Annotated in this window: 12 protein-coding genes; 4 read left to right on the forward strand and 8 right to left on the reverse strand. The window is 45.1% G+C overall.

What is annotated here, in order from left to right:
- Nucleotides 1-84: 84 nt before the first annotated feature.
- From D9738_RS01550 to D9738_RS01575, 6 genes are all read right to left on the reverse strand, one after another.
- The gene (locus D9738_RS01550; protein WP_240780570.1) at nucleotides 85-1443 is read right to left on the reverse strand and encodes a DUF1266 domain-containing protein; all 1359 of its coding nucleotides are present in this window, start codon (nucleotides 1441-1443) and stop codon (nucleotides 85-87) included.
- On the reverse strand, nucleotides 1416-1646 hold the full coding sequence (locus D9738_RS24975; RefSeq protein WP_240780571.1) for a hypothetical protein: 231 nt from the start codon (nucleotides 1644-1646) through the stop codon (nucleotides 1416-1418). The genes D9738_RS01550 and D9738_RS24975 overlap by 28 nt, the downstream gene beginning before the upstream one ends.
- Before the next feature lie 149 nt (nucleotides 1647-1795).
- Nucleotides 1796-2716, reverse strand: a complete 921-nt coding sequence (speB, locus tag D9738_RS01555; protein ID WP_000105566.1) for an agmatinase — start codon at nucleotides 2714-2716, stop codon at nucleotides 1796-1798.
- 135 nt (nucleotides 2717-2851) lie between these two features.
- Nucleotides 2852-3583, reverse strand: coding sequence for a hypothetical protein (locus D9738_RS01560; RefSeq protein ID WP_130259418.1), 732 nt, complete (start codon nucleotides 3581-3583; stop codon nucleotides 2852-2854).
- Between the two features lie 755 nt (nucleotides 3584-4338).
- On the reverse strand, nucleotides 4339-5592 hold the full coding sequence (locus tag D9738_RS01570) for an enolase C-terminal domain-like protein (protein WP_130259419.1): 1254 nt from the start codon (nucleotides 5590-5592) through the stop codon (nucleotides 4339-4341).
- 94 nt (nucleotides 5593-5686) lie between these two features.
- Nucleotides 5687-6397 carry a FadR/GntR family transcriptional regulator gene (locus tag D9738_RS01575; RefSeq protein WP_130259420.1) on the reverse strand — a complete coding sequence of 237 codons (711 nt, stop codon included), beginning with the start codon at nucleotides 6395-6397 and terminating at the stop codon, nucleotides 5687-5689.
- Nucleotides 6398-6586: 189 nt separating this feature from the next.
- Here D9738_RS01575 and D9738_RS01580 point away from each other — a divergent pair, with 189 nt between their 5' ends.
- The 4 genes from D9738_RS01580 (at nucleotide 6587) to D9738_RS01595 (ending at nucleotide 10319) form a co-directional block, all read left to right on the forward strand.
- Complete coding sequence (locus D9738_RS01580; RefSeq protein WP_130259421.1) at nucleotides 6587-7354, forward strand: SDR family oxidoreductase; 768 nt, start codon at nucleotides 6587-6589, stop codon at nucleotides 7352-7354.
- An 82-nt stretch (nucleotides 7355-7436) separates the two neighbouring features.
- Nucleotides 7437-8459: a DctP family TRAP transporter solute-binding subunit gene (locus D9738_RS01585; RefSeq protein WP_130259422.1), complete on the forward strand. Its 1023-nt coding sequence runs from the start codon at nucleotides 7437-7439 to the stop codon at nucleotides 8457-8459.
- A 58-nt stretch (nucleotides 8460-8517) separates the two neighbouring features.
- Nucleotides 8518-9042 carry a TRAP transporter small permease gene (locus tag D9738_RS01590; RefSeq protein WP_130259423.1) on the forward strand — a complete coding sequence of 175 codons (525 nt, stop codon included), beginning with the start codon at nucleotides 8518-8520 and terminating at the stop codon, nucleotides 9040-9042.
- Nucleotides 9042-10319, forward strand: coding sequence for a TRAP transporter large permease subunit (locus tag D9738_RS01595; protein WP_130259424.1), 1278 nt, complete (start codon nucleotides 9042-9044; stop codon nucleotides 10317-10319). Before D9738_RS01590 ends, D9738_RS01595 begins: the two co-directional genes overlap by 1 nt.
- A gap of 44 nt (nucleotides 10320-10363) precedes the next feature.
- On the opposite strand, the gene speA is transcribed toward D9738_RS01595, so the two are convergent.
- Both speA and yqgB read right to left on the reverse strand, forming a co-directional pair.
- Nucleotides 10364-12340, reverse strand: coding sequence for a biosynthetic arginine decarboxylase (speA, locus tag D9738_RS01600; protein ID WP_010347927.1), 1977 nt, complete (start codon nucleotides 12338-12340; stop codon nucleotides 10364-10366).
- Between the two features lie 8 nt (nucleotides 12341-12348).
- A complete protein-coding gene (yqgB, locus tag D9738_RS01605) occupies nucleotides 12349-12480 on the reverse strand; it encodes an acid stress response protein YqgB (protein WP_001338822.1) in 132 nt (43 codons plus the stop codon).
- Nucleotides 12481-12544: the final 64 nt, after the last annotated feature.

Raw genomic sequence — 12544 nt, forward strand, 5'->3', positions numbered from 1 at the left:
TTCATATTTCTCCGACAGGAATGTCGGAGAAATTTTCATTCAGGGCCGGCCACAGTCATTAAACAAGCTCAATCATTTGGGGCATCAATTCGCTTCGTAGATTGCTTTCTCTGGTGTATCCAATCGCACCTCTACTACATCGGCAGTGCTTACGCCACAAGCCCAGGCAAAAGCCGTCTCTGTTCCTTCAGGTAATGGAGTATCCCAGGGTAAAGTACGCCACGGACTCCCCTGCTCTTTTAATAAAGATGTAATGGCTTTCTTAAAAAGAATATGGGTAATCAGGTGCCGTTTATCCGTTGCTTTCCAGTACCAACGGGCCAGCAAAAAATGTCCGGCCAATTCGCGCCAGCTTCTATAATGTTGCTGCACGCGTCTGGCTGCCAGCATCGAAAAATCGACCATTTCACGCTGGGTAATGTATCCCACTTGCGCCCCGCTATTACATAGCATGACAAAACGCACCATATCCCAGGCACAAAAATCTATGTCGCATATTTTACGTCGATTTTTTCTGACCATCTGTAGCTGCCACAAACGCTCTTTCGCTTCGCTACTTGATTTCGCGTTCTGAGCTAATTGCTGAGCGAACGCGCGATACTCAGCATCCGGCATTTCGCTATCGTTTTTGATCTGTTCTTCATAAACTGAACGATGCCCTGCTACAAACAAAGCTAAGAGTTGCTCAAGTAACGAATCCCGATCAAAGACGCCCCACATGTCAGCAAGTGACTCAACTTCACTTTTGCAATCATTCTCTGCTTCCACGGAATCATCATTAACGACTCGTCGCGCCCAGTGATTGTTACCCGCAATGGCATAAGGCGCGCCGACTGCCATCGCCCAACGTTCAGCCGCAGGAATTTTTTGAATTGAGGGATCTTTACAGGATGCTTTGAAAAGGCGATGTCCGGCGAACACCAGGCCATAACCAATCCACAAAACAGCCACAAATGCGAGAATAAGTATTATCGCTACCAGATAAAGGGCATATTTTCCTATTGTCAGTAAGACATCCAGCCAGGAAGAGTCTTGCTCCGTAACTGTTTGCTCCACCGATGTCAAAGGGGACTCACTGACCCGGTCTGGCGCGGTCCTCGTCAACACAGGGGAATCCATATGTTGCTTGAATGAGCGTTTTTTTAGCAAATCTATTTTTTTCTGCACCTCATCAGTAACCCGACCGTTTTTTTCAAACTCGTGTAACGATGCAATATCAATCGCAGCAATCTTCCATTTACCATCCCCTTCCCGGATTAATTCCATTGGAATATCAATATCAGATTGGTGACCAAAAAAAGCACCAATCTGCGCCTTGTCGCCTTCGACGAAGGTCGCTAAAGGATCGCTATAACTGGGGAAACGTCGTTTACACGTTTTGGGTGACTCTTGCCAGTATTTCAGTACAGGCTCCATTAAAGCAGGCGTAAATACTTGCTGCATTTCCGCAAGGCGATCGTGCGAATCTGTGCTGGTGACAAACTCAGGCCACATAATGCGTGATAACTCTTTTTGACGACAGAGGAAATGGCCTCTTTGTCTTGTTGCAGCTGTGCGGCAATTTTCTGTTTTTCTGCTCTATCGCAGCCAGTTGATAAAAGAAATAACAAACAAAGAAGAGGCTTCCAGGGAAGAGTGCGTTTCATCTATTTATTCCATTAAAAACGCGATAATAACAATCCATTAAAAAACAGCAGTCAGGGTAAAGATGACTTAATTAACAGGATAGGTTTTAAATGATAAGTCCCTTGTGCCAGACAAGGGACTGTGCAAAAAATTCAACCTGGCAGATTACTTACTCGCCCTTTTTCGCCGCCTGAATATACAGCATCTCCAGCGCCAGCGTCGCCGCAGCCAGAGCGGTGATTTCAGACTGATCGTATGCCGGAGCCACTTCCACTACGTCCATCCCAACGATGTTGAGATCTTTCAGGCCGCGTACCAGTTTAATGGCGCGATCGGAGGTCAGGCCGCCAATTACCGGCGTACCGGTTCCCGGCGCGAAAGCAGGATCCAGGCAGTCGATATCAAAGGTCAGGTAAACCGGCATATCACCCACAATCTGTTTCACCTGGGCGATAACGTCATCCACGCTGCGATCGTTCACCTGGCAGGCGTCCAGCACGGTAAAGCCGTTGTCTTTATCAAACTCGGTACGAATACCAATCTGCACGGAATGATTCGGGTCGATCAGACCTTCTTTCGGCGCAGTATAGAACATGGTGCCGTGGTCAAATTCACAACCATTCGCGTAGGTATCGGTGTGGGCGTCAAAGTGTACCAGCGCCATTTTGCCGAAATGCTTCGCATGAGCACGCAGCAGCGGCAGCGTCACAAAGTGGTCACCACCAAAGGAGAGCATACGCTTACCGGCAGCCAGCAGCTTCTCGGCGTGTGCCTGCAGTTTCTCGCTCATCTCACGGGCATCGCCAAAGGCATATACCAGATCGCCGCAGTCCACGACGTTCAGACGCTCACGCATGTCGAAATTCCACGGGAAGCGGTTGTGTTCCCAGGCCAGATTTGTCGAAACCTGACGGATAGCTGCCGGACCGTGGCGACCACCCGCACGACCAGAAGTGGCCATATCAAACGGCACGCCAGTAATCACCCAGTCAGCATCGCTGTCATACGGCTGGAAGTTCATCGGCAGGCGTAAAAAACCAAAGGCGTTGGAAACCAGTGAGTTATCGTATTGATGACCTAAGGTGCTCATGGATGGACTCCTATTACAAAGTCGATATAAAAAAACCCTTCCGCGTCGTTAGGCCCGACGAGGAAGGGTTGGATTTGCGAAACACAAGTTTGTGCTAATTATCGCCTTAAATGGGCGAGGCATCAAGCGAGGTTGCTATTTCCGACACGGCGGCGGCGCATAGCCATTGTTATCTGCCGGAAACGCTTGTCCAGAGCACGGCGGCAGCGCGTTTTGCGCCGGGCCTTGTAATTCAAAGGCGGCAAAGCCGATTACACCGGTATTACGCACATCGCCTTGCGCCGAATTGGCTGCGTAGGAATCAGCAACGTTGGCGAACTGAAAAGCCGCTTCGGTATGTTTATCTTTGCGGAATCCTTTAATCGCTAACGAATCTCCGGCATTCACAATATAACCGTTGTTATTCAGCGAACCTTGTTTACCGTTCAGAACATCCAGGCCATCAACCGTAGCAACGATCTCGTAGTTGGTGTTACGACTGTAATTGCGGACATATAATTGATAATTCATTCCTACTCTGGCATGGACAATATAGCGTGGTTCACTATTTGATGAATCATAAACCCGCGTAATAGGTAGTGAATTAAAATTAGCATAGCGAATAGCATATTCCAGTTCGTTAATACGAATGCTATAAACGCGGTCGTAGCCGGAAGGAACATTAGCTGAATAACTAATAACGATCATCTCCGCCGGATCGCGCCAGGCTCGCTCAGCAGATACGCCCTGAACCGTTGAGTGCACATCCCCACCCCAGGCAGTGCCGACATCGCCAGATGCACTGCTATTATACTGCGCGTTACTGGAACAACCTGCCAACAACACGACTAATGCGACCAGCGCGCCACGTACTTTCCATTTTTTCATAACCGTTCCCCCTGCATTTAATTAATGCAGCGATTGTAGGGAGATTATTTAAGAATAAAAGCAGCCAATTTATTTTTAAGAATATATAAAAATAAAGCGGACCGATTCGGCAAAACAAATCGCCCCGCCAGTGGAATAATCTTAATTATTCATCTTCAAGATAGGTATAACCGTACAAACCTGCCTCGAATTCTTCCAGGAACTGTTGTTGCAGTTCAGCGCAGCCATCCGGGAAAAAGCTTCTCCAGCGCAAAAGTAGGGCACGGGCTGTCGATATCCAAAGTCAGATAGCTCGGCATATCACCAACAATCTATTTCGCCTGGACGATAATATCATCCACACAGTGATCGTTCACCTGGCAGACATCCAGTACGGTAAAGTTGTCGTCTCCATCGCACTCAATACGAATAGTTCAAGTCGTTCAGATCTTCTTACAATGCGGCAGTGGCCAAACTCACAACTATAGGTATCGATATGGGCATCAAAGTGTGCCTGCGCTATTTTGCTGACAACCAAAGTAGTTTGTAGACAGTGAGCAACCATATTGATGACCTAATGTGCTCATAGATGAGCTGTTTTTACAAAGTTGATATAAAAGCCTTCTTCGTCAGGCCCGACGAAGAAGGGTTGGATTTGGTAGAAGTGAATTAAGAAGAATTATCGCTGGTAGTCTGCACAAATCAGGTCAATCAGAGCAAAGGCAATAGCCGTTACACTTCCTATGTTTGAGGTCTCACTAAAAATAAATTTACGGCTATGGTCGGGCCGCTGTACCGTCAGGAGTACGCGCTAATGTCCAGCCAGGAATACCGCCATTAATTGGCCATGCTTTTGCTTTATTTTCATCCATTTCAATACCCAGTCCTGGTTTATCACTCACATATGCAAAACCGTCCTTAACCTGGATGCAGCCTGTAAAAACATCTTGCAGCGCCTCATTGACTGGCGTGTATTCCTGAATACCAAAATTACTCGAACTTACAGACAAATGCATGTTAGCGGCTACCCCCACAGGAGAAATATCTCCTGGTCCATGCCATGCGGTTCTAACTCCAAACATTTCACTCAAAATCGCCAGTTTTCTTGCTGGTGTGATCCCGCCAATTGAACTGACATGGCAGCGAATAAAGTCAATCTGTTGATTAATAATTAATGGTTTATATTCATTAATATTCGTGAATAACTCCCCCATAGCAATAGGAGTTGACGATTGTTGACGAAGTACTTTCAACCACTCCAGGTTTTCCGGGGCCACAGGATCTTCAAGATAAAAAAGTGAGTAAGGTTCAAGTGATTTTGCTAATTGGATTGCGTTAATGGGGCTTATGCGTTCATGAACGTCGTGGATAAATTCAATGCCAAAACCAAACTTATTACGCAAATGATCGAACAAACGAGGAACGCTTCTGGCATACGCTTCCGGATCAAAATAGATGCCAGCAGTTTTGTTGGCTGGCGAGCGTTTCGGTTGAATGTTTTTTGCTCTGGCTAATTTACTGGCAATAAGTTTCAGATCATCGGTTCCAGCCCCACCATACATCCCCATCTGACAGCGAACGTACTGATACCCCTCTGCTATAGCGCTGTGGATATTATCTTCAACTTCAATCTCATCAGCCCCGTCAGTATGGCGGTATAATGGCACGCCATCACGGCATTTCCCCCCCAGCAATTCATAAACAGGGAGTCCGGCGACTTTTCCCTTTAGATCCCACAAAGCCATATCGATCCCTGACAAGGCATTATTCATAATTGGGCCACTACGCCAGTAACCGCTTACACATGCTGATTGCCAGATATCTTCTATACGAGCAGGATTTTTCCCAATCAAGAAAGGCTTCATATACTCATTTACAGCCTTTTCCACTGCCACTATCCGCTGAGTAAACGTAGCGCATCCAAGCCCATATAAGCCAGGTTCATTCGTTTCAATTTTTACAACGGCCAGATCGATCCCACCGGGTGCAGTAAGGATCGTTCTGACATCTGTTATTTTCAGATTCTGCATATTCATTTCCACTGTAGTTAGCCGATTCGCGCAACATGTCAGTTGTCCTACATGTGGTATGGAGCAGTATGAGCTGGATTATTTTCTCAGGCAACTATTTTTTTTCATTAAGCGTCTGGATAACTTTGAGATTGCTCGCCATATGCGTATCAAGAATTTCGGCGGCAGCTTTTGGATCGCGGTTTTTTATTGCCAGATAAATATTCAAGTGTGCATCAATGCTTTCAATAGTGATGCCAAGGGTCCGATTCAACTCTTCAAGATATTGATAATATATGTCTTTTATTGCATGCATGGCTGCAGTAAAAACCGTGTTCTTTGCCGCATTAACAATACCAAGATGGAATTCGTAGTCTGCTTTACTGTACTTTTTATAGTCGTTTTTATTGATTAACATTTGTCCAAGCAAACGTTCGAGAATCGCGATATCTTCATCATCTGCGTGCTGTGCAGCAAGTTCAATGCATTTAAATTCCACGGTTTGTCTGAAAACCAGCATATCACGAAACGCAGCTTCACTAAGATGCATAGCAGGCTTCGCCAGCAAATCATCAATACCATATTTATCTATATTATCAGTTACATATGTCCCTTTACCCTGGTACGTAATCACAGCCCCCATATCACGCAATTTTTGAACTGCACTTCGAACGCTAACTCTGCTTACGCCAAATTGAGCAGCGAGTTGGGCTTCTGAAGGAAGTTTGTAACCCGCTTTCCAGCGACCATCTTGCAGATAGCCTTTCATAGCCTCAAACAAAACAGACACAACATTATGATTTTTAACGGCTTTATTTGAATTCATCTTTCTACAGACTTTATAAAATAAAAATGAGTATAACATGTCCTACAAGTTCAATTTTCTGTTTTTTGTGATTATCAACACATTTTGAAAGCGCTTTTATTGAACAAGTTTTTTAATACTGTATCGTTTTTTACGCAACTTGTCAGACGTCCTACCTTTCAAAAAGCTTTCCATGATAAGGGAAACAAAATGCATCATTTATTTGATCTGACAGGTAAAACAGCTCTGATTACAGGCTCCGCCCGCGGTCTGGGATTCGCATATGCAGAAGGATTAGCCAGCGCTGGTGCGCATGTCATTCTAAATGACCTGAATGACGCCGTGTTGCAAGAAGCTGTTGAACAACTCCAGAGCAGAGGCTTGTCTGCACAAGGAATTGCATTCAACGTGGCAGATGAAAAGGCTGTGGAACAAGCATTTCAACAAATAGATGAACAAGATATCGCTATCGATATTCTTATTAATAACGCTGGTATCCAGTACCGTCAGTCGATTGTGGATCTTGCTTTAGCTGACTGGCAAAAAGTTATTGATGTAAATCTCACCAGTGTTTTTCTGGTTTCAAAGGCAGCAGCCTCTCGCATGATAGCTCGCAATACAGGTGGCAAAATTATCAATATTGCCTCTTTAACAAGTGAAGCAGCTCGCCCAACCGTTTCACCTTATACCGCGGCAAAAGGCGGGGTGAAAATGCTTACCCGCTCTATGGCTGCTGAATGGGCAAAATTTAATATTCAGGCAAATGCTATTGGTCCTGGCTATATATTAACGGATATGAATACTGCGCTTATTAATAACGCAGAATTTGATAAATGGGTTAAAAATAGTAATCCAGCAGAACGATGGGGAAAACCAGAGGAGCTAGTAGGAACTGCCATATTCCTGTCCTCTACAGCTTCTGACTATATCAATGGACAAGTTATTTATGTCGATGGTGGTTGGTTGGCAGTATTATAACAATTTATAAGCCAGATTATTAACACCATAAATAACAAGACAAATACAAATCATATTATTTTATTTAATAAAGGATATTTATATGAAAGCAAAGGAATTTACTTCTGCCGTTCAAAGTCTAAGCTTGGGGATATTATTAGTAAGTTGTAGCTTTTTTTCAACAACCCTTAATGCAGAAGTCAAAGCAGTAAAGCTAGGTCATTCATTTTCAGATGCACATCCAAGAGCCATTGCTATGAAAAAATTTGCGGCAGATGTTGAAAATGCAACTGATGGTGAAATTAAGATTACTGTTTACGGAAATGCTGTTCTCGGATCTGAACAGCAAATGTTGCAAGCAACACGAAGTAATGTTCAGCAACTCTATATGGGCGCCGTTTCTCCGCTTGCAGGTTTTCAGAAACAATTTCAAATATTCGACTTCCCATTTTTATTTTCCTCTAATGACGAAGCTGCAAAAATACTTGATAGTGAATTTGGCGATAAATTATTAACAGATCTTGATAGCATTAACCTGAAAGGATTGACATGGGCAGGTGGCGCTTTTCGTAATGTGGCAAATATAAAACGAGAAGTCACCACGCTTGAAGGTTTTAAAGGCTTAAAAATTCGTGTAATGCCAACACAGGTTGCTATAGACAGTTTTAAAAGCTTAGGTATAAATCCTTCACCTATGGCTTATTCAGAGGTATTTACAGCACTTGAAACTGGCGCTCTTGATGGTCATGAACACCCTTCTGTCGATATCTTACAGAATAAAATGTATGAAGTTGAAAAATATATGACACTGACAGGGCATGTTTATACCCCTGTTGCGTTGATCGTGTCTAAAAAGTGGTTTGATTCGCTGACTGAGAAACAAAGAGAAGTGATCCAGAAAGTTGCCAACAACAATAAAACGTTTCAACGCCAGCAAGAAATTGAACAGGAAAAAGGCGCCATTGACGAACTCAGGAAAAATGGCATGGTAGTTTCCTCCTTACAAGAAGGAGAATTGTCAAAAATCCAGCAAGCCGTTCAACCTGTTATAGAAAAACATAAAAAAACCGTCGGTGAAGATACCATCAAGCATTTTTATGATGTAAAGAAAAAACTCGCTGAATAATACTATCAAGATAGCGGGTAATACTATATCCCCGCTATTCTCAATAAAGGTTCCCATAATGAAAATTTATGAAAAAGCCACAAGGTTTTTCATAGGTAGCCTTGAAGCCATCATGGTGATATGTATCAGCATTATGTTTCTTCTTGTGCTTATCAATGTATTGATGCGTTTTATCTTTAACAGTGGAATAGACATAGCTGAAGAGTTACCTCGATTTTTATTCGTATGGATGATATTTATTGGTGCTGTGGTGGCAATCAAAGATCAGAGCCATATTCGCGTAGACCTTTTCATTAAAAAAATGCCATTATTGGGTCAACAGATTTGCCAATTAGCTTCACAGGTACTTATGTTGGTATGTAGTGTAACGCTAATTTACGGTACCTGGATTGAATCTGATATTCTGTCAACGACATATTCACCGGTTTTAGATGTTAATATGTTGCTTATTTTCGGAATTTCATGGCTGACCGGCATTTGTATTTTTATCAGTGCATTGATAAACATCATATCTGTTTTTACAAAAAATTATCTCTTCCGGGCTAAAACGCTTTCTTCCATATCTTCCAGGGAGGGTAAGTAATGGCATTATTAATATTTGCGGGTTCACTTCTGTTATCGATGTTCATCGGTTTACCTATCGCCTTCTCACTAATTATTTGCGCTCTTTCATTAATGTATTTTTTGGATATGACAGATATCCAAATTATTACTCAAAATATGTGGAATGGAGCTAATAACTTCCCGTTACTGGCAGTACCTTTTTTCATGCTGGCGGGAGAGTTTATGAATGCCGGAGGTATGACCAAACGGATTATTGGTATTGCCATGACCTGGGTTGGTCATGTGCGAGGAGGAATGGGATACGTCGCCGTTTTTGCCGCCATTATTATGGCTTCGCTCTCCGGTTCTGCTGCAGCTGATACTGCTGCATTGGCGGCGATTCTCTTACCGATGATGCGTGAAGCTGGGTATAAATTAAATCGGACTGGCGGTTTAATCGGAGCCGGAGGAATAATAGCGCCAGTAATTCCACCATCAGTAGCAATGATTTTATATGGTGTTACAGGCCAAATTTCCATTACCAAATTGTTTCTTGCGGGTATCGTACCTGGCATAATTATGGGAATGGGATTACTCCTGACCTGGCGACTACTGGCTAAATCAGAAAATATACAAACAAGTCCGAAGAGCACATTACGAGACAGGCTGAAAAAGACTCGTGAAGGTTTTTGGGCGTTGTTGCTACCTGTTATTATCGTGGGTGGATTAAGGATTGGTATATTTACCCCAACAGAAGCGGCAGTGATAGCAGCTGCTTATTCATTATTTGTCGGCGTATTTATTTATCGTGGCATTAACTTAGGATCGCTTTATGGATTAATGCTCAATGCCGCTAAGACAACAGCTGTTATTATGTTCCTGGTTGCTGCTGCATCGGTTTCTGCATGGCTTATAGCAGCAGCAGATATTCCAGCACAATTAACGGAACTGCTGGCGCCGGTTATGCATAGCCAAACTTTGTTAATATTAACATTAATGTTGCTGATATTTATCATCGGTACAGCAATGGATTTAACACCCACTATTTTAGTTATGACACCTGTACTTGTACCTTTGATTAAACAGGCAGGAATAGACCCGGTATATTTCGGTGTTCTTTTTGTAATAAATACGTCCATTGGTTTGATAACACCACCAGTAGGCACAGTATTAAATGTAATTTGTGGTATTGGAAAGATAAGTATGGATGAGCTGGTCAAAGGTATATGGCCGTTCTTACTTACATGCGTGGCAATCCTTATTTTACTGGTGCTCTTCCCGCAATTAGTGCTCTTTCCTTTAGCCCTTATGACCTGAGAAAAGGTTGGGTGTTGTATAAAAACACCCAACCATCGGTTTAATTATTCATCTTCAAGATAGGTATAACCGTATAAACCTGCCTCGAACTCTTCCAGGAACTGTTGTTGCAGTTCAGCATCAAGATCGGTTTTCTTCACTTGATCACGGAACTGAGTTAACAGCGTTTTCGGATCGAGCTGTACATATTGCAGCATGTCCGCCACGGTATCGCCTTCGTCAGACAGTTCCACTTCTACACTACCGTCAGGGAAGACGAACACGTCAACCGCTTCGGTATCACCGAACAGGTTGTGCATGTTGCCGAGGATCTCCTGATATGCGCCGACCATAAAGAAACCGAGCATCGGCGGATTCTCCGGATCGTACTCCGGCATTGGCATTGTCGTGGCAATACCGTCACCATCAATATAGTGGTCGATAGCACCGTCAGAGTCACAGGTAATATCCAGCAGCACAGCGCGGCGTTCCGGCACTTGATCCAGCCCTTCCAGCGGCAGAACCGGGAACAACTGGTCGATCCCCCACGCATCCGGCATCGACTGGAACAGCGAGAAGTTGACGTACATTTTGTCCGCCATACGTTCCTGCAGCTCGTCGATAATCGGGCGATGAGCGCGGTTTTGCGGGTCCAGTTGCTTCTGCACTTCATGGCACATGCTCAAATAAAGCTGCTCAGCCCATGCGCGTTCTTGCAGGCTAAAGGTGCCAGAAGAGTAGCCGATATGAATATCGTGCAGATCCATCTGGCTGTCGTGCAACCATTCACGCAGAGAACGGCGAGTTCCCGGTTCGTGCATTTCCTGCCAGGTTTCCCACATGCTTTGCAGTGCGCGCGGCGCATCTTCTGCGGGCGCGGTCGGCACCGTGTATTCGTTACGTTCCACGCCGATGATATTAGACACCAGCACGGTGTGATGCGCAGTCACCGCACGACCCGATTCGGTGATTACCGTCGGATGCGGCAGACCATTTTCTTCACACGCATCACCAATCGCCCAGATGATGTTGTTGGCATATTCATTGAGGCCATAGTTTACGGAGCAGTCGGACTGCGAACGGGTACCTTCATAGTCCACGCCCAGACCACCGCCGACGTCGAAGCACTGAATATTGACGCCCAGCTTATGCAGCTCAACATAGAAGCGCGCGGATTCACGAACGCCCGTGGCGATATCGCGAATATTCGCCATCTGCGAACCAAGGTGGAAGTGCAGCAGTTGCAGGCTGTCGAGACGCCCGGCTTCACGCAGCGTTTCAACCAATTGCAGTACCTGAGTCGCTGCCAGGCCGAACTTCGATTTTTCCCCGCCGGAAGATTGCCATTTACCCGAGCCCTGTGAGGCCAGACGTGCACGCACGCCCAGACGAGGAACGACATTCAGACGCTCTGCTTCATCCAGCACAATGGCGATTTCTGACATCTTCTCGATGACCAGATAGACCTTGTGGCCCATCTTCTCGCCAATTAATGCCAGGCGGATATATTCGCGGTCTTTATAACCATTACAGACAATCACGCTGCGGGTCATGCCAGCATGCGCCAGCACCGCCATCAACTCTGCTTTCGAGCCTGCTTCCAGCCCCAACGGTTCGCCAGAATGAATCAGGGACTCAATCACGCGGCGGTGCTGGTTAACTTTGATCGGATAAACAAGGAAGTAATCGCCGTTATAGCCGTAGGATTCACGCGCACGTTTAAACGCGGCGTTAATGGAACGCAAACGGTGCTGCAGGATCTGCGGGAAACAGAACAATGCAGGCAGACGCTGGCCCTGTGCTTCGCGGGTTTTCACCAACTGCGCGAGATCGACGCGAGCTTCCGGTACGTCCGGGTCCGGGCACACGCTGATGTGGCCCAGCTCGTTAACGTCATAGTAGTTATTGCCCCACCAGGCAATATTGTAAGTACGCAGCATCTTGCTGGCTTCCTGGGAGCTCATTGCAACCTCCTGCATGGAGCGTAGTACACCGTGTTCGCCCGCTGACGAAGGCAAACTCATAGACATGTCGTCAGACATAGCGAACCTCAAATTATTTTATTAAGTGTAAAACAGTTAACCACTATCGCAGCCTGAAACTGCGATAACAACCCATAAGCACATGGATTTTCCAGCAGTGTATGCTGACGCTCCGACTGCGCAACCGGTTTCTTTTTCATAACATTATTAAGCACATAACCGAACGTAAGTGTGACAGTTCGGCGAAACCACGAGAAAACTCTT

Origin of the sequence: Escherichia sp. E10V5 (genome assembly GCF_004212315.1) — a bacterium.
Lineage (GTDB): Bacteria > Pseudomonadota > Gammaproteobacteria > Enterobacterales > Enterobacteriaceae > Escherichia.

Bases quoted from the DNA above. Each gene is read 5' to 3' on its own strand.
- D9738_RS01550 (WP_240780570.1), bottom strand. From the start codon at position 1,443: ATGCAGCAAGTATTTACGCCTGCTTTAATGGAGCCTGTACTGAAATAC.
- D9738_RS24975 (WP_240780571.1), bottom strand. From the start codon at position 1,646: ATGAAACGCACTCTTCCCTGGAAGCCTCTTCTTTGTTTGTTATTTCTT.
- speB (WP_000105566.1), bottom strand. From the start codon at position 2,716: ATGAGCACCTTAGGTCATCAATACGATAACTCACTGGTTTCCAACGCC.
- D9738_RS01560 (WP_130259418.1), bottom strand. From the start codon at position 3,583: ATGAAAAAATGGAAAGTACGTGGCGCGCTGGTCGCATTAGTCGTGTTG.
- D9738_RS01570 (WP_130259419.1), bottom strand. From the start codon at position 5,592: ATGCAGAATCTGAAAATAACAGATGTCAGAACGATCCTTACTGCACCC.
- D9738_RS01575 (WP_130259420.1), bottom strand. From the start codon at position 6,397: ATGAATTCAAATAAAGCCGTTAAAAATCATAATGTTGTGTCTGTTTTG.
- D9738_RS01580 (WP_130259421.1), top strand. From the start codon at position 6,587: ATGCATCATTTATTTGATCTGACAGGTAAAACAGCTCTGATTACAGGC.
- D9738_RS01585 (WP_130259422.1), top strand. From the start codon at position 7,437: ATGAAAGCAAAGGAATTTACTTCTGCCGTTCAAAGTCTAAGCTTGGGG.
- D9738_RS01590 (WP_130259423.1), top strand. From the start codon at position 8,518: ATGAAAATTTATGAAAAAGCCACAAGGTTTTTCATAGGTAGCCTTGAA.
- D9738_RS01595 (WP_130259424.1), top strand. From the start codon at position 9,042: ATGGCATTATTAATATTTGCGGGTTCACTTCTGTTATCGATGTTCATC.
- speA (WP_010347927.1), bottom strand. From the start codon at position 12,340: ATGTCTGACGACATGTCTATGAGTTTGCCTTCGTCAGCGGGCGAACAC.
- yqgB (WP_001338822.1), bottom strand. From the start codon at position 12,480: ATGAAAAAGAAACCGGTTGCGCAGTCGGAGCGTCAGCATACACTGCTG.